The organism is Methylobacter sp. sgz302048, from assembly GCF_052162025.1.
Lineage (GTDB): Bacteria > Pseudomonadota > Gammaproteobacteria > Methylococcales > Methylomonadaceae > Methylobacter.
Map to the genome: position 1 here is coordinate 4,537,631 of NZ_CP197401.1, position 25,454 is coordinate 4,563,084.

Below are 25,454 nucleotides of genomic sequence, written 5' to 3' on the forward strand. Positions count from 1 at the left end.
GCCGATCGACGCCATCTGTACCGGTTTAATTAACTGTTTTTGCTTCTGTATCGGCACCAGCATAGTGGGCTACGATAACGGCGTCAATAAAAGGAATTCGCCATGCCCAAGTCTTTCTACATCATGGCGGTGATCCACAAACATTAGCGAGGATTGATATGTCTGAACAAGCTCTCTGCTGGCTGAACGGTCAGCTGTTACCACTGGCGGATGCGTCCGTTCCGGTCAACGATCACGGTTTGCTGTACGGCGACGGCGTTTTCGAAGGCATCCGCATCTACCATAAACGCGCGTTCCGCCTGCAACAGCATCTTGAACGTCTGGCATTGTCGGCCAGGGCGATCGCGCTCGATATGCCTTACAGCCTTGCCGAGCTGACGGCGGCCGTCGAAGAAACCGTCGAGGTTTTCAGCCACGAGTCGGGCTATATCCGGCTGATGGTGACGCGAGGTCCCGGTCCGCTAGGCTTGAATCCTGTGGGCTGCCATCGGCCCAACGTGATCATCATTGCCGATCAGATAAGCCTCGTGCACAGCCAGAGCCGCGAACAGGGCGCCCGCCTGATCATCGCGGCCACGCGCCGGCTGCCGTTCGACGGCCTGGACCCGAGGATCAAAAGCCTCAACTATCTGAACCATATCCTGGCAAAGATCGAAGCCAATCATGCCGGCGTTGATGAAGCCGTTTTATTGAACGGTCAGGGGCGGGTGGCCGAAGGCACGGCCGACAATATCTTTATCGTGAAGAATGAAACACTGGTCACGCCGCCGTGCACGGAGGGCGCGCTGGAAGGCATCACCCGCGAACTGATCCTGGAACTGGCCGCCGAGGCCGGCATTTCTGTGCAGATTGCGCCGCTGGCGCCTTATGATCTTTATACGGCGGATGAATGTTTTCTGACCGGCACCGGCGCGGAAATGATTCCGGTCAAGGATATTGACGGACGAGGATTGACGAAATGCCCGGGGCCGGTTTTCAAACAGCTGAACCGGCTGTTTTTCGAGCGCATCGAGACAGAATCCAAGTAAATTTATCGTTCTCACGCTCCAACGTGGAACGCATCCTGCAACGCTCCTGCGTCACTGGCAGCATTCGTACTCTGGAGCGTGGAAACGATGATGAGGTTACTCGTAAAGCATCCAATGCCGCTCGCGAATCAGCCCGATACAAAGCCGCAGCTCCTGCTCCATGGCCCGGTCCTCACTTAAAAACGCCGCCTGTCCGCGCACCTGCGCGCAGGTGTTTTGCAGCGCCGGGCTTAACGCCTCCCGGTTGCCGCGCAGTTCCACGCCCTGGACGGCGGCCAGGAGCATGGCCGCTGCGACCTGCTCGGTGAGTTCCAGCACGCGCAGGCAGTCGCGGGCCGCGATCGTGCCCATGCTGACCTTGTCCTGGTTGTGGCATTCGGTCGAGCGCGAGAACACGCTGGCCGGCATGGTCAGCTTCAGCGCCTCGGCGGTCCAGGCCGAAACGCCTATCTGCACGGCCTTGAAACCGTGATTGATCATGGCCTGATCGGCCCCGGCACCGGACAGGTTGGCCGGCAGGCCGTGATTGAATTTGGGGTCCATCAGCTGCGCCATCTGCCGATCCATCAGGTCGGCCAGATTGGCCACGGCCGTCTTCAGCGAATCCATGGCAAAGGCGATATGGCCGCCGTAGAAATGGCCGCCGTGCAGCACGCGCTCGCCTTCGGCATCGATGATCGGGTTGTCGTTAGCGCTGTTCAATTCATTTTCGATGAACTGCCGCAGCCAGGGCAGTGAATCTTCCAGCACGCCGATCACATGCGGCGCGCAGCGCAAGGAATAGCGATCCTGCAGGCGCGTGTCGTGCCGGGGCGCACCGGTCGACAGTTGCAGATCGGCGCGCAGGCGCCCGGCGACGCGGTTCTGGCCCGGATGCGGCTTGACCGAAAACAGCTGTTCGTCGAAGTGGTAAGCATTGCCCTTCAGGGCGACTGAAGCCAGGCTGGTGATGCGCGTAGCCAGCTGCGACAGGTATTCGGCGCGTTGATACGCCAGGCAGGCGAGCCCGGTCATGGCGGCCGTGCCATTCATGATCGCGAGGCCTTCCTTCGGCTTCAGGGTCAAAGGTTCGATATCGAGCCTCGCCAGGACAGTCTGCGCGGACTGACACTGGCCCTGATACAGGACGTCCCGCTCGCCTGCCAGCACGGCCGCGACATAGGACAGCGGCGTCAGGTCGCCGCTGGCGCCGACCGAGCCTTCCTGCGGAATCAACGGCAGGATATCGTGCTTCAGCAGCGCGGCCAGCTGCTGCAGCAACCGGTAGCGCACGCCCGAGAAGCCCTGCGCGAGACTGTTCAGGCGCGCGGCCAGGATGGCCCGCGTCTGCTCGGCATCGAAATGGCTGCCCAGGCCGCAGCCGTGGAAGGTGTAGAGATGCTTGGGCAATGCTTCGACCAGATGCAGCGGCACGGCTACTGTGCAGGAATCGCCGTAGCCGGTCGTGACGCCGTAAACAAAGCCCTCTTCCTTTAACAAGGTATCGATGAACTGTGCGCCTTTGTCGATGCGCGCTATGAAATGGGCGTTGTTGCTTAATTCACAAGCGGCCTGCCGATGCGCCAGCCGGTACACGTCTTCGATAGTCAGCGGCTGGCCGTCGAAGATGACTTTATCTTTTAGCGGTGATTGATTATTCATGGGGCATCGTTGAGTGCGAACGAATTCGCACCTACATCAATTCTGTTTTTATTCATAGTCAGGTCAAATATTCGAGCAATCATCCGTGCCAAAAATCGAAGAAATTGAACCATTGCAGAGGCTCTTTCAGGCAATAATCCTGCAGACGCCCGGCATAGCGCTGGATCTCGACCTGCATGGCCTGCTCGCGCGTTTTGCGCGGAAACTTAAGCCCGTCGCTGAAATGGTCGAAATAAATTACGTGCCTGCCCCGCTGCTTCAGGCAGAACAGCGTATAGACAGGACACTTGAGCAACGCTGCCAGGATGAAAGGGCCCTGTGGGAACGGCGCCTCTTCGCCCAGAAACTTGGCTTTCAGGACACGCGGCTGCTCGCTGACCGGCGTTCTGTCGGCGGTGATGATGACCAGTTCGCCATTGTCGATCTTGTCGTTCAGCAGTACCGACGTGGCCGCCGTGATTTCGGTGACCTGTATCAGATTCATGCTGCTGGCTTCGTTGTACCGGCTGAGCAGCCGGTTGAATTTCTCGGCATGCTTGGTGTGCACGAGCACGTTGATGCGGATGTCCTTGTCCAGATGGGCGAGCACGCGGCATACGTCCAGGTTGCCCAGATGCGATCCCAGCAGCACTGCGCCGCGCCCGCTGGCGATCTGGGCCATCATGGCATCGCGGCCATGGTACTCGACATCGGCGCGTGACACAGAGCCGGACCAGGCCGCCAGTTTGTCGATCAAGGCATTGGCGAAACAGATGAAATGCCGGTAACTGCCGCCCGGCTTCAATGACGGCGAAAAGCCAGCCACACGCGCCAAGTAATCCTGGCTGGCTTGCCGCCCCCGCTTGTTGACCAGCCAGTAATAGCTCACGACCGGATACAGGAACACCTGAAGAATACGGCGGCCGCACAGCAGGTAGATTTTCAGCAGCAGGCGCATGCCCCAGACAATGCCGCTTTCCTGCATCTCGGCCCAATGCCTGGTCTGCTTCATCGCCAATGCCTGATCAGTAATTGCGGAAAACGCACCAGCATGCCTAAAAACAGCCGGGCATGAATCATCGAGATCATGGCATTGTCGCGCCATAACTTGAAGTGCGAGACGCCGTCGTAAGGATAGCGCACGCGCGTGGGTACATTGACGGCGTCCGTGCCCTGCCAGTACAGGCGCACGACGATGTCGATGTCAAAATCCATGCGCCGGCCGATACGCGTGCTCTCGAGCAACCGCGCCACGGCCGCCAGGGGATACAGGCGGAAGCCGCACATGCCGTCGGCGATCGCCAGAGACAGCGTGTTGGTCGCTATCCACAGGTTCGTGAATTGCCGGCCGTAACGCCGGCTTTTGGGCGCAGAATCGTCGAACACGGGCCGGCCCAGAATCATGGCATCCGGTTTGCGCCGGCTCGCCGCCAGGAATCCGGGAATATCGTCGATGTCGTGCTGCCCGTCGGCATCGATCTGCAGCGCATGGCTAAAGCCCAGCCTGATGGCTTCGTTGAAACCGTCGATCACGGCCGCGCCCTTGCCGCCGTTTTCAGGCCGGTCGATCAGAGCCAGCCAGCCGGCTTCCCGTTCGGCAATCGCGGCCAATACGTTTGAGCAGGCTTCCGAGCTGCCGTCGTTGACCAGCAGGCAGAACAGGTCCTGCGCCTTCAGTCTCGCCACGACCTCTGAGATGGCTTGTTCATGATTATAAACCGGCACGATGACGCAGGTTTTCATGCCGTTTTCCCATAGACCAGGCGCCCCGAGCTGTGCGGCCCTTGCTTCGAGCTCATCGTGAAATACAGTTTGCCGGCCTGGGCGTTCCATTCCAGCGACAAGGTCAGCGTATTGCCGGGCTCGATGAGCCTGACGAATTTGATGACGTCCATATGCGAGAACGGCCGGCCGATATCGAAAAACAGCTTGCCGTAATGCTCGGCCCAGGCGATCTGCACGACGCCCGGCAGGATCGGGAAATTCCGGAAGTGATCTTTAAAATAAACCAGCTCGGGCGGAATCAGCAGTTTCAGTTCGACATGCTCAGGCGCCAGGTTCAGGCCCAGCACTTGAGGCAGTTTACGGCTGCTTGACGCCAGCAGTTCATTCAGCAGGCGCGTGTCGATTTTGCCCTGGATTGTCAACGGAATGCAGTCCAGAACCAGCCATTTCCTCGGCAGAACGACGGCATCGAACCAGTGATGCAGCGCCTCGCGCAGCTGCCGGATCAGGCCTGATCTGCCCTGCTCTGCCAGCAGTTGCCTGCCGTCCCGGTTCAGCACGATGCCTGCGCCGATAGTGTCGCGGCTTTTCGCGATCATCAATGTGACCGCTTCAGCTATCCAGGGCAGCTCTGCCAGGCGCTGCTCCATTTCACTCAGGGACAGGCGTTTTTCCTCAACCTTGACGATGCGGTCCAGGCGGCCTGCCAGCAGGAAGCGGCCGTCATCGAGGAGCTCGATCCGGTCGGCCAGCTCCAGCCGTTCGCCGTCCAATAAATAAGGCGATTGCAGCCGCCAGCGCTCCTGCTCATGGCTCAACGCCATGCCTTCGAACAGCGTCCAGGGCGTCATCGGCTCAAGGCCCTGCCGGCGCCAGGCGATGCCGCCGCTTTCCGTGCTGCCGAAGATTTCAATCGCGGACTGCCCGCAGCAGGCGGAGACCTGCATGGCCGCCTCATGCGACAGCGGACCGCCGGAGCTGAAGATAGCCGCGAAATCCGCCATCAGCGGCTGGTCCAGGCGTTTCAGGTGCGCCGGGCTGGCAATCCAGTAAACGGGCCGGCTCTTGCCATAGTGAGCTATGGCTTCGGCATTGAAATAGATGCGGCTGTGGAAACAGCGGCCTGCCGACAAAGGCCACAGAACGCGGAACAATAAACCGTAAATATGCTGATGGCTGACCGTCGCAAGAGCTACTGCATCGGCCAGCTGCCTGCCCCACTGTTTTTCCAGCGTTTCGGCTTCGCGCTGGAGTTGTATCAATCGCTTAGGGACCGGCTTGGCCTCGCCCGTGGAGCCCGAGGTGAACATGACCAGTTGCGCGCTCGAGGGATCGAGCGGCGCCAATCGCCGGTCCGGGCATGGCGCGGCATTCAGCCAATAGTCCGTAACCGCCTCTTCATGCCAGTCGCCGATTAACCGGCAGCCCTGCTCCTGCAGCTGCCCTGCCGAGCCTGGACGGTTATTGCCGGGTATCCAGACTTCCTTATCGGCATACAGCAGCGCGAACAACAGCACGGCGAAAGGATAGGCGTCCTCGGTGTATAAAGCATAGCGCCGTTCCGGCTGCGCCCGCAGTTTGTCCGTCCATCGGCAGACAGCCGCCTGAAACTCGCGGACGTGGTAATAACACCCGCCATGCCAGGCAACCGGCGTATCGGCCGGCCTTTTTGCCGTCAGGCACTCGGACAGCGTGATAAATCTATCGGACATGTTTTTGAGTCCGCAGCCTGACGATATACTCGCCGCCGAATAAAGTGCCCATCAGCAGATAGGAGATCAGGCCGTTGTATAGGCTCCACTGCTCGAAACTGCCCCACAAGGCTGTCGCCAGTGCGATCAGGCCGTTCATGAGAAAAAACACGCACCAGACTTGCGTGACCCGGCGCGTATAAACGACGCCTTCGGGCGGCAGATCAGGATGCTGCAGCCGCGCCAGGCGTTCGATCAGGGGCTGCGGCGACCACAGGCTCCAGGCAAAAATCAACAGCATGCCGGCACTGACCAGCGCCGGATAAAAGCGCAGGGCAATGAGATTGTTGGCCCAGATCGCGAAGCCGCAATAGAGCATGCCGGCTATCAGTAGCGGCCGCAACCATTGTCCGCCGGCGCTGCCGGCCAGGCGCAGGACCAGCAGAGCCAGCAAAAAGCCGGCGATGATCCTCGGTTCGACATAGTGCATGCCGAAATAAACAGCGAACGGATAGGCGAGCGTCAGCAAGCCGATCAGGCTGTTTAGCGCAATCCGCATCAATCCTGCACCAGTCTATGGACGGCCTCGACCACGTCGCCGATCGTGCGCGCCGATTTGAAGTCTTCCGGCTTGACGGATTTGCCGGTCATTTCTTTCAGCTTGACGATCATGTCGACGGCATCGATGCTGTCGAAATCAAGGTCTTCATATAACCGGGCTTCCAGGGTGATGCTGCCTTCGTCAATTTCAAACAGCTCGACCATGATGGATTTGATAGCCGATAAAATTTCTTCTTGTGAATTCATAACACCCTCAACGGCGCACCGATTCAATATAGTCTGCTAGCGCCGAAACCGAAGAAAAAATCTTCGCGACATCGTCTTTTTCGGCATCGATTTTTACATCATACTTCTTGCGGATCGCCAGGCCCAATTCCAGGGCGTCGATTGAATCCAGACCCAAGCCGTCGTTAAACAGCGGTTCATGACTGTCGATGTCGTCGATGCCGATATCTTCCAGATCCAGCGCATCGATGATCAACTGTTTTAGTTCATTTTCCATAGTACTTATAGACTTCTCTCTGTTGCGTAAAATAGTCTTGCAAATAGTGATTCAACCGGCGTACGGCGATTGATTTCGAACTCGCGCCGGTAAATTCGTCCAGCGCGATATCGTCGCCGACATGCATGGCCAGATGAAAGCGCCGGTAGGGAATCCGGTACCAAGGCTCGGCCTTGGTCAGCGTGCTGGGATAACACGAAATCGTTACCGGCGTGACGATCTTTCCGGCCTGTATCGCGATAGCGGCCGCGCCGCGCTGGAACCGATAGGGTTTGCCCGGCACCGAGCGCGTGCCTTCCGGGAAAATGATCATCGATCCGCCCGCCTTCAGCCAGTCGACGCATTCGGCGATCATGCTTTCAGGCTCGCTGTTGCTGATATAGCCGGCATTGACGATAGGCCCGCGCATGAACGGGTTGCGCCATAACGAACCTTTGACGATGCAGCTGGCCTCTTTGATCCGGCTGATCAGGAATACGATATCGACCAGGGTCGGATGATTGGCGATGATCAGCTGTCCCGGCCGGTTCAGTTTCTCCAGGCCGACGATGTCGTAGGTCATGATCCCCAAGCGATGCATCAGCCCAATGAAGGCGTAAAAGCTGTAATGCACCACGCGCTGCCCGCGGCTGATTTTCTGCCGGCGCGCGCCCGGCAGCACCGACAGCAGCGGAAACACCAGCAGCCATAACAGCAAGCCGCCCAGACCGAAACTGAAAAAACTGAAGCCCGTGGCGAACAGACGCCAGCCGTACCGGATTTTTGCCGTCATCGCTTATGCCAGCTCCAACTATGTTTTTGGTTTCCCAGGGTCAGCGACTTCTGACCGGAAGCCAGAAACTTCGCAAACGCCAGCAACTGCACCGGCTGTTCGCCATCGTCGCGCAATTCGGGCGACCGACAGAACCGCATCGCCAGGCCAGGCCCTGCCGCCGCGATTTTCAAGGCCAGCGCGCAAGGCATATCGATGTTCAGCTTGAACGGTTCAAACGGGAAAAAATCGGGCAGCGGCTCATCGTACAAAACCAGCAAAACCTCGTCCCTGCCCTCGCTCAGCATGCCGGCTGCCTCGATAAAAGCCGCGGCAATGCCTTCCATGCCCGGCGCAATAACCGTGCTTTCCTGCTGATTGTCGTAAACAATCGAAAACAGCCCCGAAATGGCGTTATGGACGGACAGGCTGAAGGCTGTCGGCGACAGTTCCTCGCCCGCGTCTATGGTCTTGAGCATCTGGAACGATTTGCCGATTTCGCCGTGCGTGGAACTAAATACCGTCGGCACCTGCTCACCGGCCTTGATGCAGTGGTCGGCGGCATGAAACACGGCTTTCGCCAGCAGGTTCAGCCGGCGCTGCAGCATTTTCGGCACCGAAGCCGGCGCCCCGGGCGGCTCCGCCGTCATCGATTTCTGTCCCGCACTCCATGCCTGCCAGTCATCGGAACTGCTCAACCCCGGCGCCCAAGCGCCCCAGTCGCGCAAAACAAAATCGGAAACGATCAACTTATACCTGCATGCAATTATTCAACCGAGACAGCATGAAGCAGCGCCAGGCCGTTCCATGTTGTAAATGACATAAACCATAAGATCCGGCGCCGGAGCGCGGCTTCAGGATTATAAAGAAAACAATTCGCGCATTTTCTGGCCGGGGCTTTCGGCGCGCATAAACGCCTCGCCGACCAGGAAAGTATAAACCTCGTTATCGAGCATCAGGCGCACATCGTCCGGCGTATGGATGCCGCTCTCGGTAATGATCATGCGGTCCGCCGGCACCAGGGCTTTCAAGTCCAGGGTCGTTTGCAGCGTGGTCTCGAACGTGCGCAGGTTGCGGTTGTTGATGCCGATCAGCTTGGTATCGAGTTGCAACGCGCGCGCCATTTCGGCCGCATCATGCACTTCGACCAGCACGTCCATGCCCAGTTTCGTGGCCGTGTCGGACAATTCCTGCATCTGGCTGTCGGTCAGCGCCGCCACGATCAGCAGAATGCAGTCCGCGCCCAACGCGCGCGCTTCATAGACCTGATACGGGTCGATCATGAAATCCTTTCTGAGCACCGGCAGCGGGCAGCGCTCCCTGACCATCTGCAGGTACACTTCCGAGCCCTGAAAGAATTCCTTGTCGGTCAGCACCGACAGGCAAGCCGCGCCGTTCATGGCGTAATCCTGGCCGATCGCGACCGGCTGGAAATCCTCGCGGATCACGCCCTTGCTGGGCGAGGCTTTCTTGATCTCGGCGATAATGGCCGGCTTTTTGGCCAGCACCCTGCTCTGCAGAGCATTATAGAATCCGCGCGGTCTCTCCATGCCGGCGCCGATATCTTCGAGGTCGGCAACGGACATGCGCAGCTTGCGATGCGCGACTTCTTCCTGTTTTTTGTCGAGGATTTTTTTCAGAATATCGGGTGTATCGGTCATGGTTTTCAGTGAGTTAAAGTTTTTGAATAGGCAATCAGGGCATCCCATTTCGCGCGCGCCGCGCCGCTGGCAATGACCTGCTGGGCTTTTTCCACGCCGGCTGCCAGCGAATCGGCGAGATCGGCCGCATAAATAGCCGCGCCGGCATTCAGCACCACGATATCGCGGGCAGGGCCGGGCTTATTGTCCAGCACCGATTTGACCATTGCCAGACTGGAGGCCGTGCCGTCGACAGCCAGCTCGGCGATATCGGCGCGCTGCAAACCGAATTGTTCTGGTGCGACAGTGTAGGTCGTGACCTGGCCGTCTTTCAGTTCGGCAACGCGGGTAGCGGAGGCGATGCTGATTTCATCGAGCCCGTCATCGGCATTGACGACCAGCACATGCCGGCTGCCGAGCTTTTTCAGGACCTGCGCCAAAGGCTCCAGCCAGTCCTTGCCGAAGACGCCGATGAGCTGGTTTGGTGCGCCGGCCGGATTCGACAGCGGACCCAGCAGGTTGAACAGCGTCCTGACGCCCATTTCCCTGCGCGGGCCGATCGCGTATTTCATGGCGCCGTGATGCTTGGGCGCGAACAGAAAGCCGACGCCGATTTCGTTGACGCAATCGGCAACCTGTTCGGCCGTCAGATCGAGATTGACGCCGGCCGCTTCCAGCACGTCGGCGCTGCCGCAGCTGCTCGAAACGGAGCGATTGCCGTGCTTGGCCACGCGCCCGCCGGCCGCGGCGACCACGAACGCGCAGGTCGTGGAAATGTTGAAGGTGTTGGCGCCATCGCCGCCCGTGCCGCAGGTGTCGATCAGGTATTCGCCTTTGACATGCACTTTGCCGGCCAGCTCGCGCATGACTTCGGCCGCGGCCGCGATCTCATCGACGCTTTCGCCTTTGCAGCGCAAGGCGATCAGGAAGCCGCCGATCTGCGCGTCGGTCGCGCCGCCGCTCATGATCAGGCGCATGACGGCGCGCATCTGATCGGCGCTCAGGTCTTGTTTATCGAGCAGTATCTGCAGGGCTTTCTGGATTTGCATTATGTTTTTTTGATTGCAAAGGAAAACGTTCCGGATGTCGGATGATTTCCAGATCTAAATCGACATCGATATCCGGCCAGTAAAAATGACCGGGCCTGGGCTCCTCAACATTGAGGATGGCCTTAAGGTTTTGATCCTTAAACCAGGGAAAATCATCATAAGGCAAGAATAATTCTTCATGATGCGTGAGCATCCATATGCCGTTGCTGGAAATATGGGTAATTTCAACTGCCGAAATGTTGTTGCCATGCGTTAATGAGTTCATTGTAGTGACCTTCGACAAGCGATTCGATTTCTTTCAACTGCTGCCTTGAATAATGATAGTTCTTTGCCAATTCAATTTCCGGCTCCAACCAAAATTTAGCCTCTCCATCGCCTGAAACAATATGGACATGCTTTCTCGGTTCTTCTCTGGAAAAGAAAAAGAATCGGTAACCTGCCTCTTTGAATAGGGTTGGACTCATCGATAAAAGTAATCTGGTTTCTTCAATTTCCTTAAACTGCGATTGGAGCTATTTATGACGCTCTCACACCGGCACATGGAAACAAACAATCACCGCTCCAGAAAATTCCTCAGCATATCATGCCCGTGCTCAGTCAGGATCGACTCGGGATGGAACTGCACGCCTTCGATATCGAATTGCTTGTGCCGCACGCCCATGATTTCATCGATGTTGCCGGCTTCATCCCGGGTCCAGGCCGTGACTTCGAGGCAGTCGGGCAAGGTTGCCTGCTCGATCACCAGCGAGTGATAGCGCGTCGCCGTGAAGGGATTGCTGAGCCCTTTGAAGACGCCGGCATCTTTGTGATAGATCTGCGAGGTCTTGCCGTGCATGATGCTCTTGGCGTGAATGATGTTGCCGCCGAACGCGTAGCCGATGCTTTGATGGCCGAGACAGACGCCTAGGATCGGGTATTTGCCGGCCAGCTTCAAGATGGCCTCGACCGAGACGCCGGCTTCTTTGGGCGTACAGGGTCCCGGCGAAATCACAATCTTGTCGGGCGCCAGTTTTTCAATGTCGGCCACGGTCACCTGGTCGTTGCGCACGACCGTGACATCGGCGCCGAGTTCGCCGAAATACTGCACCAGATTGTAGGTGAACGAGTCGTAGTTATCGACCATGACCACTTTTACGACGCTCATGACTGCTCTCCTTCCAGGCCGGCTTCGGCCATGCTGACGGCGCGGAAGATGGCGCGGCCTTTATTCATGGTTTCATCCCACTCGTTGCGGGGTATGGAGTCGTAAACAATGCCGGCGCCGGCTTGTATGTGTAAGGTTTGATCTTTTATCACAGCGGTTCTGATTGCAATAGCGGTGTCGAGATTGCCGGACCAGGCGATATAGCCGACTGCGCCCGAATAGATGCCACGCTTGACTGGCTCCAGCTCATCAATGATTTCCATGGCGCGGATTTTCGGCGCGCCACTGACGGTTCCGGCCGGGAAGGTCGCCGCCAGCACATCGAAGGCGTTTTTGCCGTCTTGCAGTTGCCCGGTTACGTTGGAGACGATATGCATGACGTGCGAGTAGCGCTCGACGATCATCTTGTCGGTCAGTTTGACGCTGCCGATTTCGGCGATGCGGCCGGTGTCGTTGCGGCCCAGATCGATCAGCATCAAATGCTCGGCCAGTTCCTTCGGATCGGCCAGCAGATCCTGTTCCAGCATCAGATCCTGTTCCGGTGTCGCGCCGCGCCGGCGTGTGCCGGCGATCGGGCGCACGGTCACGGTGTCGTCTTCGAGCCGCACCAGAATTTCCGGCGATGAGCCGACGATATGAAAATCGTCCAGATTCAGGTAATACATGTAAGGTGAAGGATTCAGGCAGCGCAGGGCCCGGTACAGATTCAGCGGCGAGGCCGTGTAAGGTATGGACAGACGCTGCGACAGCACGACCTGCATGATGTCGCCGTCGGTGATGTATTCCTTGGCTTTCACTACGGCGTCTTCAAAGCCCTGCTGCGTGAAGCCGGAGATAAAATCCGCCTCATCGACTTTTCTGGGCGCTTTATGGTTTTCCGGCTTGGCTTTCAGTTCGCGCAGCTTGACGGCCAGATCGTTCAGGCGAGTCACGGCGCGGTCGTAGGCACCGGGCTCTTCGGGATTGGCATGCGTCAGCAGCAGCATTTTGCCGGACAGGTTGTCGAACACGAGCATTTCTTCCGATACCATCAGCAAAATATCGGGATTGCCCAGCGGGTCGCTTTTGGCTGATCTGCGCAGGCGCGGCTCAATATAGCCGATGGTTTCGTAGCCGAAATAGCCGACCAGTCCGCCGTTGAAGCGCGGCAGCTCAGCCAGATCGGGCACTTTATAGCGCGCCTTGAACTGCTCTATCCAGACCAGCGGGTTTTCGTGCGTCAGCGTTTCCAGCAGCTCGCCGTTGTTCTCCAGGGTGATCCGGTTGCCGGTGACTTTGACGATGGTTTTGCAAGGCAGTCCTATGATCGAATAACGACCCCATTGTTCGCCGCCGTGCACAGATTCGAATAGATAGGAATAAGGGCCATCGGCTAATTTCAGATAGGCACTCAAGGGTGTATCCAAGTCAGCCAGAACCTCCCGGCTAACGGGGATACGGTTGTAGCCCTGCTGCGTGTAGTGTTTAAATTGTTCTGGAGTCATTTTTGGTCTTCAACTGCGCCCTGCGCGTTCGCTTTAAAACAAGTCGACAAGCTCGACAATGGTCTGGATCTGATAATCGGCGTTCAAATCCTCGATACTGTATTTTCCGGCATAACCGTATGACACTGCGGCGGTCTTGAAGCCCGCCGACCGCGCTGCCCGCATGTCGTTGATCGAATCGCCGACCATAAGGGCCTTCTCCGGCTCAATGCCAAAGTGTTCCGCTGTCTTCAGCAACGGCAGCGGGTCCGGTTTCATTCTTGCGAACGAATCGCCGCAAGTAACGAAATCAAAATACTCAGCCATGCCGGTTTTCACCATCAACGGCTGCGTGAAACGTTTAATTTTATTAGTAATGCAGGCCAGTTTGAAACCTTTTTCTTTCAATTGCTGCAGGCCTTCCATGACGCCCGGATAAATGACGCTGCGCTCATAAACATGGGCCTCATAAAAATCGCCGAATAAAGCTAGAGCCTCGGGCAGATTTTCGGGATCGGCCGAGGGTTGCAGCTGTCCGGTCAGGGCTCTCTTTATCAGCATGACCACGCCATTGCCGACCCACTGCGCGACGGCAGCCTCCGAGTGCGGGCGTATGCCCAGTTCAGCCAGCATTCTGTTGATCGCATCGGACAAGTCAGGCGCAGAATCAATCAGCGTGCCATCCAGGTCCAGCGCTATCAGTCGAATCTGTGTCATTGGCAATCTTGTTTGGCCGGTCCGGCCAATCCGTTTTGGGTCATGTTCTTGAAACAGTGCATTAAAATGTTTGATTATATCTTTTTTTTGCCGCCAACTCTTCGTTATACAATAGCGGCCCTCAAAATCATACAGGAAAGCTATACCGATGAAACTGGCGACTTTCACTCACAATAATGTAACGCGGGTAGGCGCGGTCATTGATCAGGCCGTCGTTGACAGCCACGGCGACAACGCCATACCCAAAACCATGATTGAATTTCTGGCGGCAGGCGCAACCGCTCTGGCGGCCATGCAGCAGCTGATAGCCAGCGGCGATCACCGGATTCCCCTGAGTGAAGTCAAGCTGCGGGCGCCGGTACCGCGGCCCGGCAAATATCTGGCGATCAGCCTGAATTATGCCGATCATATCGAAGAAACCGGCTTCGAGAAACCGGAATATCCGACGTTTTTCACCAAGCAAAGCAGTTGCGTGATTGCGCATGATGAGCCTATCTACCGTCCCAAGGTCTCCGACAAACTCGATTATGAAGGCGAGCTGGCTTTGGTCATCGGCAAGCGCTGCCGTCATGTGCCCGTCGACAAGGCCCATCAGGTCATCGCCGGCTTCACGATCGCCAATGACGTCTCAGTGCGCGATTGGCAAATCCGCTCGCCGACCTGGACGCTGGGCAAATCGTTCGATACGGCCGGCCCTCTGGGACCGTGGATCGTCACTGCCGATGAAATCGCCGATCCCCATAATCTGAACCTGAAAACCTGGATCGACGATGAGCTGCGGCAGGATTCCAATACCCGGCATATGATTTTCAACTGCTACGAAATGGTCGCTTACCTGTCCCAGGCCATGACCCTGGAGCCCGGCGATATCATTGCCACGGGCACGCCCAGCGGCGTCGGCGTGAAGATGAAGCCGCGCGGTTACATGAAGCCGGGGCAGACCGCCAGAATCGAAATCGAAGGCATCGGCACGCTGATCAATCCGATCATCGAAGAACCGGACAATCTGGCCGCCTATTAAAATTAAGGCATTGGGCGATCAATCGCCCAATGCCTTAACCCAGGCTTTTTCTGTTATTGAAAAAACCCAACTTCCTGGCTCGCTTTCTTCGTTCAACCGGTTTTGGCGGCAAAGGAAACAGCACAGTAACCTTGAGTCCGCCAAATTGGGATTCTCCCAGGCTCAGCTCAGCGCCATGTATCACGGCGATGCGCTGGGCAATGGAAAAGCCGAGACCGCTGCCTTTGGCGCTCTTGGCCGTTTCAATGCAACGGTGAAACCGTTTTAGCGCGACTTCATACTGATCAGGCGCAATCCCGGGCCCGGAATCCTCGACGCTCAACAGCAGATGCCTTTCCTGCCCCGATACGCTGATTCTGACCAAGCCGTTTGCGGGCGTATATTTTATGGCATTGTCGATCAGGTTCTTGACCAGAATATTGATCAGCTGTCGATTGCCGATGATCGGCACGGCGTTATCCTCGATAAACTCCATTCGGATGCGTTTTTTATGCGCTTCCGGCTCCAGAGCCGCGACAGTCTGCACGACTTCATAGCCAAGCACGGTCGTTTCCTTGGACAGAAACTCGGTGCCGGATTCAATGCGCGAGAATATCAGCAGCTGCTGCACCATATCGGTCATGCGGTGCACGCCCTGCTCTATGCGCCCTAGCGCCTGGCGGCGCGTCAGCTCATCGTCGGTTTTCAGAGCCACCTGCGCCTGGGTCAACAAGCCGGCCAAAGGCGTTCTCAATTCATGGGAGGCATCGGCCGTAAAGCGGCGTTCATGCTCAAAAGCGCGTTCAAGCTGCATGAACAGATTATTCAGCTCGTTAACTACGGGCACGATTTCGATAGGCAGCTTCTTGACCGACAAAGGCTTTAAATAGCTGGCTTCGCGTCTGGCCAGCTGTTGCGTCAATTGGCCAAACGGCTTCAAGGCTCGTCCGACGATAAGCCAGATAGCCAGCCCCAAAAAAGGCAGGCCGATCAGAAACGGCTTGATCAGATGTCTGGAAATGTCATCCATCAGCTCCGTGCGAATGTCATCACGCTGCCCGACATGAATGATGTATTCGCTTTTTTCCTCGGAAATACTGAAAACATGCCATAAGTGATTATTAATGAGCGTTTTGCTATAGCCATTCTGCGAGATCGATAACGGCAGGGGCGGCGCGCTTTCGGAGCGAAGAATCAAACCCTCGTCCTTATAAATAAGCTGAAAGGCCAGTTTCCGTTCATAACGGTGATTGAACACTTTGGTCGGCTCGAACATTTCCGACTTGTCCAGATCCCACAACTCATACAGCGAACCGGCATACAACAGATGCCCGACGAATGAATTTAAGGCGCGCGCGGATTGCGCCAGATCCGCATCAAAAAGTTCTGCCACTTCATTGCGGATTTCCTTATAGCCTTTATAGGCGGCAATGCCCCAAATCAGCAATAATGTGGAAAGCAGCGTGAACAGCAGCAGTTTTCGAAGCGAATAACTCATTAATCTTCATCAACGTCAATAATGTAGCCGACTCCTCTGACAGTACGGATAATCGACGATCCCAGTTTTTTTCTCAGGTAGTGAATGTGAACCTCGACGGTGTTGCTCTCTATATCGGAATCCCAGGAATACAGACTTTCTTCGAGTCTGGAGCGGGATACCACCTTGCCTATATTGCCCATCAGGAAGCTCAGTATCTCGAATTCCTTTTGCGATAGATCCACCTTTTCGTCATTATAAGTAACCAGATGCGATGCCGGGTCCAGCACAATGCCCCGATGCTCGATCTTGGGCGCGCCCCGGCCTTCATTGCGTCTGGCAAGGGCTCTCAGGCGGGCGCAGACTTCATTGAGATCGAACGGTTTGATCACAAAATCATCGGCGCCGCTGTCGAGGCCCAATATTCTGTCAGGGATCGTGTCTTTAGCCGTCAGAACCAGCACCGGTGTTTCGTCTTTACGGCTTCTCAAAGCCCGCAAAATCTCCAGGCCATCCATATCAGGCAAATTCAGGTCCAGCACGATCAGTTCATACGTGTTGACTTTCAGAGCCTCATCGGCATGTTTGCCGTTGGTCAGCCAATCAACGGCATAGCCTTCCATTTTTAAACCGGCTGTCAGGCCATCGCCCAATATTTCGTCGTCTTCAACCAATAAAAGTCGCATATACTCTATGTTTCAGGTAGTTAAACATCTGCCAATAATGCTCGAACAGAAAATCCACCGAGATTATGGCCAAAGCGTACAAGTTTAGTAGGAAATCCAAGAATTGGACCCACAACCACAACAATCACTCCAGCATTTAAAAATTAAACTGTCCGATTAATAACATGCTGCCGAGTATGAAGCATGTAGGTCCGTGAAAAATCATAAAAGTTCCCTGTATTTTGATAGAAACGTGCATTATTTCGGCGTCGCGGATGGATAAATAGCCAGTTTTCCTGTCATAACATCCCGGCTCGCTCATCGGCAATCATATTATGTTAAACTAATTGTTTTTTAAACAAATTCAACGATTGCCTTGCCACCGCTCAGCTTATACATTCACATTCCCTGGTGCATCAAGAAATGCCCCTATTGCGATTTTAATTCACATGCGGTTAAAGCCGATACGCCTGAAGCCGCCTATATCGATGCGCTGCTGAGCGATCTGGCCCTGGATCTGCAGTTATACGGCATCAGCCGGCCTGTCGGCAGCATTTTTATCGGGGGCGGCACACCGAGCCTTTTCTCGCCGGAGTCTTTCTATCGTTTATTGATAGGCATAAAACAACAAATTGCGTTGGCCGATAACCTTGAAATCACCCTGGAAGCCAACCCCGGCACGTTTGAAATCAATAAATTCGCCGAATTCCGGTCGCTGGGCATCAATCGCCTGTCGATCGGCATACAGAGCTTTAACGATACGCTACTGCAAAAACTGGGGCGAGTTCATTCGGGTAAGGAAGCCATGCGTGCGGCAGAATGCGCCCATCAGGCCGGATTCGATAACTTTAATCTGGATTTGATGTTCGGCTTGCCGGACGCCGGCACCGACAGCAGCAAAGCCGATATTGAAACGGCCATAAGCCTGAATCCTACGCATATCTCCTTCTACCAGTTGACACTGGAACCAAATACTTACTTTCATAAGTTTCCGCCCAGACTGCCCGATAATGACGTTATCTTCAGCACGCAACAAGTCTGTCAAGCGCTCCTGGCCGATCATGGCTATCGGCAATATGAAATTTCTGCCTACAGTCGGCCGGGCTTTCAATGCCGGCATAATTTGAATTATTGGCAATTCGGCGATTATCTGGGCATAGGCGCCGGCGCCCACGGCAAGCTATCGCTGGCTTTGCCGGACCGGATCGTGCGCACGTTCAAACCGAAAAGCCCGGAGCAATACCTGCGCGATACCCATAAAAACGGCGGCGCCGACAGGATTGCCAGAGCGGATCTGCCTCTGGAATTCATCATGAACCATTTGCGCCTTAAACAAGGATTTTCTGTCGCGAGCTACGAAGCAACGACCGGTCTTGCCATTGATACGCTTGAGCCCGCCTTGTCGGCCTGCCTGAAGCAGCATTTGCTTATCAGCCGTGACGGTCATTACTATTGTTCGGAGAAAGGCTGGAATTTTCTGGACAGTGTTTTGGAAAAGTTCTGTTCACTGCCGCATTGATAATTCAGCGGCTCGTCTCGTTCAGCCGGTGCATCCAGGTCCATGCCGCGGGCACGATCATCTTTTCTTTAACGGCTGATAGAGGCAATCAACATTAATTTTGTTCTATAATCCATAATAAAACCACTCACTGTTCCGCAACAGGAAACAATTAATGGTCTAACTTCGTACTTAGTCACTGTAACGGCTCAACATTATATGTTCCTTAACTGAGCTTAATAATAAACCGCAAACTCTTCAATCCGTAAAAGTATATGCTTGATTATCAAAAAGACTTTATTTCCTATGCGCTGGACTGCGGCGTGCTCAGATTCGGTGAATTCCAATTGAAATCAGGCCGTATCAGCCCTTACTTTTTCAATACCGGCTTGTTTAATACCGGCGCCCAGCTGGGCAAGCTGGGCCATTTTTACGCGCAGGCCTTGCTTCAATCCGGCCTTAAACCGGATATTCTTTATGGCCCCGCTTATAAAGGCATCCCTTTGGTCAGCGCAGCCTCTATCGCCTATGCCGCCTTGACCGGCGGTGATATCCCTTTCGCTTTCAACCGCAAGGAAGCAAAGGATCACGGCGAAGGCGGCATGCTCGTCGGCGCGCCGCTGCAAGGCCGGGTCCTCATTCTTGACGATGTCATTACGGCCGGCACTTCGGTCAGGGAATCCGTGGACATTATCAGGCAGGTCCGGGCAACGCCGGCCGGCGTATTGATCGCGCTGGACAGACAGGAAAAAGGCCAAAACGAGATTTCAGCTATCCAGGAAGTCAGCGAGCAATTCAATATGCCTGTTATATCGATCATCACCCTGGAACATATTATTGAATATTTAACTGACAATGCCGCTTACGAGCAGATCGATGCCATAAAAGAATATCAGCGGCTTTACGGCATTTAACTCCTGAAGCATTTGCCAAAGAAAAAAGACATCCAAGACTAACAGTTCCCGAGATATCGACTACACTTAGTCAAAACTAATTTTTAATCTGATGTTTCAATAACAAGAAGAATCGCGTTAGCAAAAAGGCTTGCCATGAGTAATCTGGAATTTAAAGAGCAAATGCACGAATATTCGCAATGGCGTGCAAAACTGATACAGGCTATAGAAATGTACCATCAGTGGCGCAATCGCTATGGCATGAACGATGCCCATAGCACGGATATTATTTTGAATATCCTGACGGGGCTGGAGTCTGACCGCATTACCCTGGCCTTTGTTGCTGAATTTTCGCGCGGCAAAACGGAATTGATCAACTCGCTGTTCTTTGCCGAGACCGGGCTCAGATTATTGCCGTCCTCGCCTGGCCGCACCACTATGTCGCCAACGGAACTGTTTTACGATGAAAAAGGCGGCAGTTATATTCGCTTGTTGAATATTGAAAGCCGGCTTGAAGACATTTCTCTGGCCGAATTTAAAAAGAAGCCCGAACGCTGGCATCATATCGATCTGGACTGCAACTCGCCGACCCAGATGCAGGAAGCCTTTAAAGAACTGGTCGCCACTAAACTGGTGGACCGCGAGCTTGCAGACAAACTGGGGCTATGGAACGAGCGCGAAGCCGCGGAGCAAGGCATCATCAACCCCGAAAAAGTCGAAATACCTTGCTGGCGCCATGCCTTGATCAGCTTTCCCCATCCCTTGTTGAAAGAAGGGCTGGCGATTCTCGATACGCCGGGTCTGAATGCCTTGGGAACAGAGCCCGAATTAACCCTGAGCATGCTACCCAGTGCGCAAGCCATTGTTTTCGTGCTGGCCGCCGATACCGGCGTCACAAAAAGCGATATGGAAATGTGGCGCAGCCATGTTTGCAGCAACACGCGCGGTTCCAGCAAACAAGGCTTGGCCGTGGTCATGAATAAAATCGATGCCATGTGGGATGATCTGTCCGGCGACAATGGCTATGAAGCATCCATTCAGTCCCAAGTAAAAAACTCGGCATTTATTTTAAAAATAAATGAAGCGGCCATTTTCCCGGTATCGGCCAAGCAAGCCCTGCTGGCTAAAGTCAAGAATGATCAGGCATTGCTCGAGAAAAGCCGTTTGACCGTATTGGAAAATTATCTTGCCAACGATATCCTGAGGCAGCGGCAAAGCATCCTGATGGATACGATTGTCCGGGACATGGGCTTTTTGATCAGCGAATCGTCCAATCTGACGAACTCCGCCTATAACAACGCCGTCAGCCAGCTTGAGGAATTCAAGAAAATTGACTTTCAAAACCAGGATATGACGGCCAAGCTGATGGCCGAAACGCGGGACAGGCAAAACGTCTATCTGGCCAATATCGAGAACTTTCAGGCCAGCCGCCGGGTTTTCAGCGTGCAGGCCAAGATGCTGGTCGATTCGTTCGGCAAGGAAAAAATCGACGCCATCATTAAAAGAACCAAGAACGACATGTCCAAGAGCTTGACAACCTACGGCATGAAGCAAAACATCCGGAAACTGTTCGATGAATTGCGTGATCTGTTGCAGGATTCCGTGGACATTACCAATGAAACGCGTCGTCTAGTGAAAGCCATCCATAAAAAATTCAAGGATGAATACGGCTTTCAGGAGATCGAGCCGCAGCTGTTCTCCATCAAGCAATATCAGTTTGAACTGGAACAGATCTTTGAAGAGGGCGAAGCGTTCCGCACCAGCACCAAAACGACCATGACCGAACAGAGCATTGTCATCAATAAGCTTTACAACACGCTCATTGCCAAGGCCAGAAACATTCTGAGCCAGGCGCATACCGACGCGTCGGTCTGGAGCAACAGTGTCTTGACCCCATTGATGCATCAGATCAAAGATCATAAAAGGCAGATTGAAAGCCGTCTGCAAATGCTCAGAAAAATTAACGAGTCCAAAGGCGACATCGTTGAAAGCATAGAAAGCCTTGAAGCAGAACTGGCGCCCTTGAAACGGCAACGCGATGAACTGGCTACCATTATCAGGGCCATGCAGCTGGATGCCCACTCATTCAGCAGAAGCTGATCAGTGAATTCCCTTAAATCTTGAACCCGCTGCCACTGGAAGTGGCAGCGGGTTCAAGCAAATCGCACTTTAAGCGCGCTTAAAAATCAGATCCCAGACTCCGTGACCCAAGCGCAGACCGCGCTGCTCGAATTTGGTCAACGGCCGATAATCGGGGCGCTCGCAATACGCCATCCCGCTATCGGCAGTGTTTATCAGCCGGCTCTCCGCCGATAGTACTTCCAGCATATGCTCGGCATAATTCTGCCAATCCGTCGCTGCATGAAAATAGCCGCCGGACCTTAATTTCTTGACCAGCAAATCGACAAAGCTGGGCCTTACAATGCGTCTTTTATGGTGCTTTTTTTTCGGCCAGGGATCGGGAAAAAACAAATGCACGCCGGCCAGACTATGATCAGCCATCTTATGCTCCATAACCTCTATGGCGTCATGGCAATAGATCCTGACGTTGCTGATGCCCTGCTCTGCAAGCTGCATCATCAGATGCCCGACACCGGGCCGGTGAACCTCGATGCCAATGTAGTTGATCTCGGGATTGGCGGCGGCCATCTTGGCCAGACTTTCGCCATTGCCAAAACCAATCTCGACACAGAGAGGCGCATCGCGTCCGAAAACTTCGGCAAAGTCATAATCGGCTCGCGGGTCCAGCCCGTAAACGGCCCAGTAATTGTCCAGCGCAAGCTGCTGGCCCGGCGTGATGCGGCCTTGCCGGCGGATAAAGCTGCGAATGCGCTGCGGGAAATTTTGTTCAGGAGAAATCATATAAGCATAATGCGGGATTACTGCACGGGGCGGACTTTGCCGCCCCGTTGAATCAGAAAAACAAGCCGTCTATCGGCGATGAGGCGGAAGCAAAGCGCTTTCTGGGCATACGGCCTGCCAGGAAAGCTTCACGGCCGGCTTCGATGCCTTTCCTCATGGCCGAAGCCATCAGTACCGGATTTTTCGCCGCGGCAATGGCCGTATTCATCAAGACGCCGTCGCAGCCCAGCTCCATAGCGATAGCCGCGTCAGAGGCCGTGCCGACGCCGGCGTCGACCAGAATGGGCACATTGGCGTTTTCGACAATGGTCAGAATATTGTAAGGGTTGCGTATGCCCAAACCTGAACCAATGGGAGCCGCCAGCGGCATGACCGCCACGCAGCCGATTTCTTCGAGCCGTTTGGCCGCAATCGGATCGTCATTGGTGTAAACCATGACATCAAAGCCGTCCTTAACCAGTAATTCAGCGGCAATATAGGTTTCGGCCACATCGGGAAACAGGGTTTTCTGGTCGGCCAGAACTTCCAGCTTAACCAGCTTGTGTCCACCCAGCAATTCCCGGCCCAGGCGGCAGGTTCTTACCGCGTCTTCGGCCGTATAACAACCGGCTGTATTGGGTAAAATCGTGTATTTGTCCGGTGAGATAACATCCAGCAAATTCGGCTCGCCGGGATTCTGGCCGATATTGGTGCGGCGAATGGCGACCGTAACGATTTCCGCGCCACTGGCTTCAATGGCCAGACGGGTTTCTTCAAGGTCCTTGTACTTACCGGTGCCGACCAGCAGTCGTGAATGATAGGCCTTGCCTGCGATAACAAATGAATCGTCCTGGCCGCCGCCAATGGCATGGACGATTTCCAGGCGGTCGTCAGCCTGCAACACCTGCGCGCCGTGTTGATCAAACGGCAAAATTTCTTTATTCAATTCAACGGCGATCCGTTTACCCGTCAACCCCATGTCGGCGATTACATCGGCTACATGCGAGTTTTCAGCAATTTCACGGGTTTCGCCATTTACATAAACAATCATGTATAAACTCCGGCTTAATTCTCTATAGTTCTGCGTTTCTGCACCGCAAAGGCAAGATCTTCCAGCAGTTGCACCGTATCTTCCCAGCCCAGGCAGGCGTCGGTAATGCTTTGCCCATACGCGAGCGGCTGCCCTTCAACCACATCCTGCCGGCCCGACTTGAGATGGCTTTCGATCATAACGCCCATGATCCGGCGATCGCCGTTCGCAACCTGTCCGGCCACATCCTCGCCCACGATGAGTTGGCGCTGGCATTGTCTCAAGCTGTTGGCATGGCTGAAATCGATCATGATATTCGGTCTGAGATTGGCTTTTTTCAAGGCGTCCGCCACTTTCTCGACACTGACGGCATCGTAATTGGGGCCATCATTGCCGCCTCTGAGAATGATATGCACATCCTCATTGCCGGTGGTTGAAAAGATAGCCGAATGCCCGGCCTTGGTCAGCGACAGGAAATGATGCGGGCTCATGGCCGCACCTATCGCATCGATGGCGATCTTGACCGTGCCGTCCGTCGCGTTCTTGAACCCGACCGGGCAGGACAGGCCCGAAGCCAGCTCGCGGTGCACCTGACTTTCAGTGGTTCGTGCGCCGATGGCGCCCCAGGCAATCAGGTCCGAGACATATTGCGGCGTAATCAAATCCAGGTACTCGGTCGCCGCCGGGATGCCTGCGCTATTCAAATCGAGCAATAATTGCCTGGCAACCCGCAAACCTTTATTGATGTTAAAGCTGGAATCAAGATCCGGATCGTTGATCAGGCCTTTCCAGCCTACGGTCGTGCGGGGTTTTTCAAAATAAACCCGCATGACGATCACCAGATCGTCTTTTAATTCATCCTTGACCGCTTTCAACCGTCGTGCATATTCCTTGGCGGCATCTGTGTCATGGATCGAGCAAGGACCCACCACCACCAGCAATCTGTCATCCTGACCGGCCAGTATCTTGTGAATATCTTCCCTTGCTCGCAGAGTAGTTTGTGCCGCTGCTTCGGTAATAGGCATTTCATCATGCACTTGAACAGGCGCAATGACTTCTTTAGTGGCACAAATTCTCAAGTCGTCAGTATTGTATTTCGTTTGCATGGGAGCGGTAACCAGGGCTTTATAACTGGATCAAATTTTGAACTTTTCATTTTAACTGTTTTTATTATCTTTTTGTTAGTTTTTGCTATCACATAAAAGATACGCTGGATCAGCGCCGCTGCAAAGAAAAGCACGGTTACAGATAATATTCTTCAAGCGAGTGCCGGTCAGCAGCTCAGATAACATCAGACAATATGGACAAAAATGAATCAGCGCTTGATGCTGTTAATGAATGGGAATTAGAAAGATGGTAGACGGAGTTCCGACAGAAACAGTGCACCGTTGCTGCAACTTGCCTTATCCAATTAAAAAACAGGGTCGAGATTTTCTTTCAAACAGAAAGCCTCAGGCTTAACATTGCTTATTTGCAAAAGCTTCAAGGCACGCGAGCGGGTTGAAAATCAGCCGCTCGCGTTAACCGCAAACCAATCGCTCAAGATAACTTACAGAACTGCATTCAGATTCTCGTCATCATACAGACGTGTTTTTTTCCAGCCATTGAATTTGCTGTCATAAAAAGTCAGATCGTTATCGATGGCATATTCGTAGCAGCTTCTAAACAGCCGCGCTGTCCGAAAGGCATGCAACTCATCATCGGCCGTTACTTTTTCTATGTTGCCGACCTGAAACGTCTTGTTTCTGGACTTGCCGTTGCTGACCCAAAAGACGGTATAGCACAAATAGCTTTTGTCTTTTCTATGATCGTACTTGATGGTTCTGGATACGCCGGTGACACCGGTTGTGGTTTTATTTTTAGGCGGCTTAAGAAAGCGGGTCTTGCTGCCCTTTAATACCACCAGCATTTGGTCTCGCCAGGTAATGGCGGCCTTTAGAGATTTACCTTTATTCCCCCATAGTTTATGTGAAAAATAACGGCTGCTCTCTTTGCCGCGTCTTACGATACGTACCTGAAAACCAAACACATCTGGCTCAGTAATATGTTTATGTTTTGCCATGGATTTAAACTCGTCAAACGAATTATTAATTAAATTTAACAGCCAAGTTAGGCCGCCAATTTTTTGTCTCTTTGAAATATCAAGCTTTTCTTATATT

Annotated in this window: 27 protein-coding genes; 5 read left to right on the plus strand and 22 right to left on the minus strand. The window is 54.4% G+C overall.

What is annotated here, in order from left to right; translation table 11 throughout:
* Positions 1–158 precede the first annotated feature (158 nt).
* On the plus strand, positions 159–1,028 hold the full coding sequence (ilvE, locus tag ACTNE6_RS20335; protein ID WP_442498112.1) for a branched-chain-amino-acid transaminase: 870 nt from the start codon (positions 159–161) through the stop codon (positions 1,026–1,028).
* A 96-nt stretch (positions 1,029–1,124) separates the two neighbouring features.
* Here the strand turns inward: ilvE and ACTNE6_RS20340 are convergent, their stop codons facing one another.
* From ACTNE6_RS20340 to ACTNE6_RS20415, 16 genes are all read right to left on the minus strand, one after another.
* Positions 1,125–2,669: an HAL/PAL/TAL family ammonia-lyase gene (locus tag ACTNE6_RS20340; RefSeq protein WP_442498113.1), complete on the minus strand. Its 1,545-nt coding sequence runs from the start codon at positions 2,667–2,669 to the stop codon at positions 1,125–1,127.
* Positions 2,670–2,748: 79 nt separating this feature from the next.
* The gene (locus ACTNE6_RS20345) at positions 2,749–3,660 is read right to left on the minus strand and encodes an LpxL/LpxP family acyltransferase (protein ID WP_442498114.1); all 912 of its coding nucleotides are present in this window, start codon (positions 3,658–3,660) and stop codon (positions 2,749–2,751) included.
* Positions 3,657–4,391 carry a glycosyltransferase family 2 protein gene (locus ACTNE6_RS20350; RefSeq protein WP_442498115.1) on the minus strand — a complete coding sequence of 245 codons (735 nt, stop codon included), beginning with the start codon at positions 4,389–4,391 and terminating at the stop codon, positions 3,657–3,659. Before ACTNE6_RS20350 ends, ACTNE6_RS20345 begins: the two co-directional genes overlap by 4 nt.
* Positions 4,388–6,085 (minus strand): AMP-binding protein, encoded by a 1,698-nt coding sequence (locus tag ACTNE6_RS20355; RefSeq protein WP_442498116.1) that lies wholly within the window; start codon positions 6,083–6,085, stop codon positions 4,388–4,390. The genes ACTNE6_RS20350 and ACTNE6_RS20355 overlap by 4 nt, the downstream gene beginning before the upstream one ends.
* Entirely contained in the window at positions 6,075–6,623 is a 549-nt protein-coding gene (locus ACTNE6_RS20360; RefSeq protein ID WP_442498117.1) for a hypothetical protein, read from the minus strand. Before ACTNE6_RS20360 ends, ACTNE6_RS20355 begins: the two co-directional genes overlap by 11 nt.
* Positions 6,623–6,871: an acyl carrier protein gene (locus ACTNE6_RS20365; RefSeq protein ID WP_434483487.1), complete on the minus strand. Its 249-nt coding sequence runs from the start codon at positions 6,869–6,871 to the stop codon at positions 6,623–6,625. Before ACTNE6_RS20365 ends, ACTNE6_RS20360 begins: the two co-directional genes overlap by 1 nt.
* Before the next feature lie 7 nt (positions 6,872–6,878).
* On the minus strand, positions 6,879–7,127 hold the full coding sequence (locus ACTNE6_RS20370; protein ID WP_228778930.1) for a phosphopantetheine-binding protein: 249 nt from the start codon (positions 7,125–7,127) through the stop codon (positions 6,879–6,881).
* Positions 7,117–7,899, minus strand: a complete 783-nt coding sequence (locus ACTNE6_RS20375) for a lysophospholipid acyltransferase family protein (RefSeq protein ID WP_442498118.1) — start codon at positions 7,897–7,899, stop codon at positions 7,117–7,119. The genes ACTNE6_RS20370 and ACTNE6_RS20375 overlap by 11 nt, the downstream gene beginning before the upstream one ends.
* Positions 7,896–8,627 carry a beta-ketoacyl synthase chain length factor gene (locus tag ACTNE6_RS20380; RefSeq protein WP_442498119.1) on the minus strand — a complete coding sequence of 244 codons (732 nt, stop codon included), beginning with the start codon at positions 8,625–8,627 and terminating at the stop codon, positions 7,896–7,898. The genes ACTNE6_RS20375 and ACTNE6_RS20380 overlap by 4 nt, the downstream gene beginning before the upstream one ends.
* Positions 8,628–8,738: 111 nt before the next feature.
* Complete coding sequence (gene trpC / locus ACTNE6_RS20385) at positions 8,739–9,539, minus strand: indole-3-glycerol phosphate synthase TrpC (protein ID WP_442498120.1); 801 nt, start codon at positions 9,537–9,539, stop codon at positions 8,739–8,741.
* A gap of 5 nt (positions 9,540–9,544) precedes the next feature.
* Positions 9,545–10,567 carry an anthranilate phosphoribosyltransferase gene (gene trpD / locus ACTNE6_RS20390; RefSeq protein ID WP_442498121.1) on the minus strand — a complete coding sequence of 341 codons (1,023 nt, stop codon included), beginning with the start codon at positions 10,565–10,567 and terminating at the stop codon, positions 9,545–9,547.
* The gene (locus ACTNE6_RS20395) at positions 10,530–10,760 is read right to left on the minus strand and encodes a DUF2442 domain-containing protein (RefSeq protein ID WP_434483492.1); all 231 of its coding nucleotides are present in this window, start codon (positions 10,758–10,760) and stop codon (positions 10,530–10,532) included. The genes trpD and ACTNE6_RS20395 overlap by 38 nt, the downstream gene beginning before the upstream one ends.
* Before the next feature lie 31 nt (positions 10,761–10,791).
* On the minus strand, positions 10,792–11,031 hold the full coding sequence (locus ACTNE6_RS20400; RefSeq protein WP_434483493.1) for a DUF4160 domain-containing protein: 240 nt from the start codon (positions 11,029–11,031) through the stop codon (positions 10,792–10,794).
* Positions 11,032–11,120: 89 nt separating this feature from the next.
* Entirely contained in the window at positions 11,121–11,711 is a 591-nt protein-coding gene (locus ACTNE6_RS20405; protein WP_442498122.1) for an anthranilate synthase component II, read from the minus strand.
* Positions 11,708–13,195, minus strand: coding sequence for an anthranilate synthase component I (gene trpE / locus ACTNE6_RS20410; protein WP_442498123.1), 1,488 nt, complete (start codon positions 13,193–13,195; stop codon positions 11,708–11,710). Before trpE ends, ACTNE6_RS20405 begins: the two co-directional genes overlap by 4 nt.
* A gap of 33 nt (positions 13,196–13,228) precedes the next feature.
* Positions 13,229–13,891: a phosphoglycolate phosphatase gene (locus tag ACTNE6_RS20415; protein ID WP_228778928.1), complete on the minus strand. Its 663-nt coding sequence runs from the start codon at positions 13,889–13,891 to the stop codon at positions 13,229–13,231.
* A 148-nt stretch (positions 13,892–14,039) separates the two neighbouring features.
* On the opposite strand from ACTNE6_RS20415, the gene ACTNE6_RS20420 reads away from it, so the two are divergent.
* Positions 14,040–14,912 carry a fumarylacetoacetate hydrolase family protein gene (locus tag ACTNE6_RS20420; RefSeq protein ID WP_442498124.1) on the plus strand — a complete coding sequence of 291 codons (873 nt, stop codon included), beginning with the start codon at positions 14,040–14,042 and terminating at the stop codon, positions 14,910–14,912.
* 34 nt (positions 14,913–14,946) lie between these two features.
* Here ACTNE6_RS20420 and ACTNE6_RS20425 read toward each other — a convergent pair whose 3' ends face one another.
* Both ACTNE6_RS20425 and ACTNE6_RS20430 read right to left on the minus strand, forming a co-directional pair.
* Entirely contained in the window at positions 14,947–16,389 is a 1,443-nt protein-coding gene (locus ACTNE6_RS20425; RefSeq protein WP_194968980.1) for an ATP-binding protein, read from the minus strand.
* The gene (locus tag ACTNE6_RS20430; protein ID WP_194968979.1) at positions 16,389–17,054 is read right to left on the minus strand and encodes a response regulator; all 666 of its coding nucleotides are present in this window, start codon (positions 17,052–17,054) and stop codon (positions 16,389–16,391) included. The genes ACTNE6_RS20425 and ACTNE6_RS20430 overlap by 1 nt, the downstream gene beginning before the upstream one ends.
* Positions 17,055–17,409: 355 nt before the next feature.
* Between ACTNE6_RS20430 and hemW the strand changes: the two genes are divergently transcribed.
* The 3 genes from hemW (at position 17,410) to ACTNE6_RS20445 (ending at position 21,524) form a co-directional block, all read left to right on the plus strand.
* The gene (gene hemW, locus ACTNE6_RS20435) at positions 17,410–18,552 is read left to right on the plus strand and encodes a radical SAM family heme chaperone HemW (protein ID WP_442498125.1); all 1,143 of its coding nucleotides are present in this window, start codon (positions 17,410–17,412) and stop codon (positions 18,550–18,552) included.
* Between the two features lie 254 nt (positions 18,553–18,806).
* Positions 18,807–19,445, plus strand: coding sequence for an orotate phosphoribosyltransferase (pyrE, locus tag ACTNE6_RS20440; protein WP_442498126.1), 639 nt, complete (start codon positions 18,807–18,809; stop codon positions 19,443–19,445).
* 135 nt (positions 19,446–19,580) lie between these two features.
* Positions 19,581–21,524: a dynamin family protein gene (locus tag ACTNE6_RS20445; protein WP_442498127.1), complete on the plus strand. Its 1,944-nt coding sequence runs from the start codon at positions 19,581–19,583 to the stop codon at positions 21,522–21,524.
* Positions 21,525–21,593: 69 nt separating this feature from the next.
* Here ACTNE6_RS20445 and trmB read toward each other — a convergent pair whose 3' ends face one another.
* From trmB to ACTNE6_RS20465, 4 genes are all read right to left on the minus strand, one after another.
* Complete coding sequence (trmB, locus tag ACTNE6_RS20450; protein ID WP_442498128.1) at positions 21,594–22,286, minus strand: tRNA (guanosine(46)-N7)-methyltransferase TrmB; 693 nt, start codon at positions 22,284–22,286, stop codon at positions 21,594–21,596.
* Positions 22,287–22,338: 52 nt separating this feature from the next.
* Complete coding sequence (thiS, locus tag ACTNE6_RS20455; RefSeq protein WP_194968974.1) at positions 22,339–23,316, minus strand: sulfur carrier protein ThiS; 978 nt, start codon at positions 23,314–23,316, stop codon at positions 22,339–22,341.
* 14 nt (positions 23,317–23,330) lie between these two features.
* Positions 23,331–24,401 carry a 3-deoxy-7-phosphoheptulonate synthase AroG gene (aroG, locus tag ACTNE6_RS20460; protein ID WP_442498129.1) on the minus strand — a complete coding sequence of 357 codons (1,071 nt, stop codon included), beginning with the start codon at positions 24,399–24,401 and terminating at the stop codon, positions 23,331–23,333.
* A 443-nt stretch (positions 24,402–24,844) separates the two neighbouring features.
* Positions 24,845–25,357: a hypothetical protein gene (locus ACTNE6_RS20465; RefSeq protein ID WP_194968972.1), complete on the minus strand. Its 513-nt coding sequence runs from the start codon at positions 25,355–25,357 to the stop codon at positions 24,845–24,847.
* Positions 25,358–25,454: the final 97 nt, after the last annotated feature.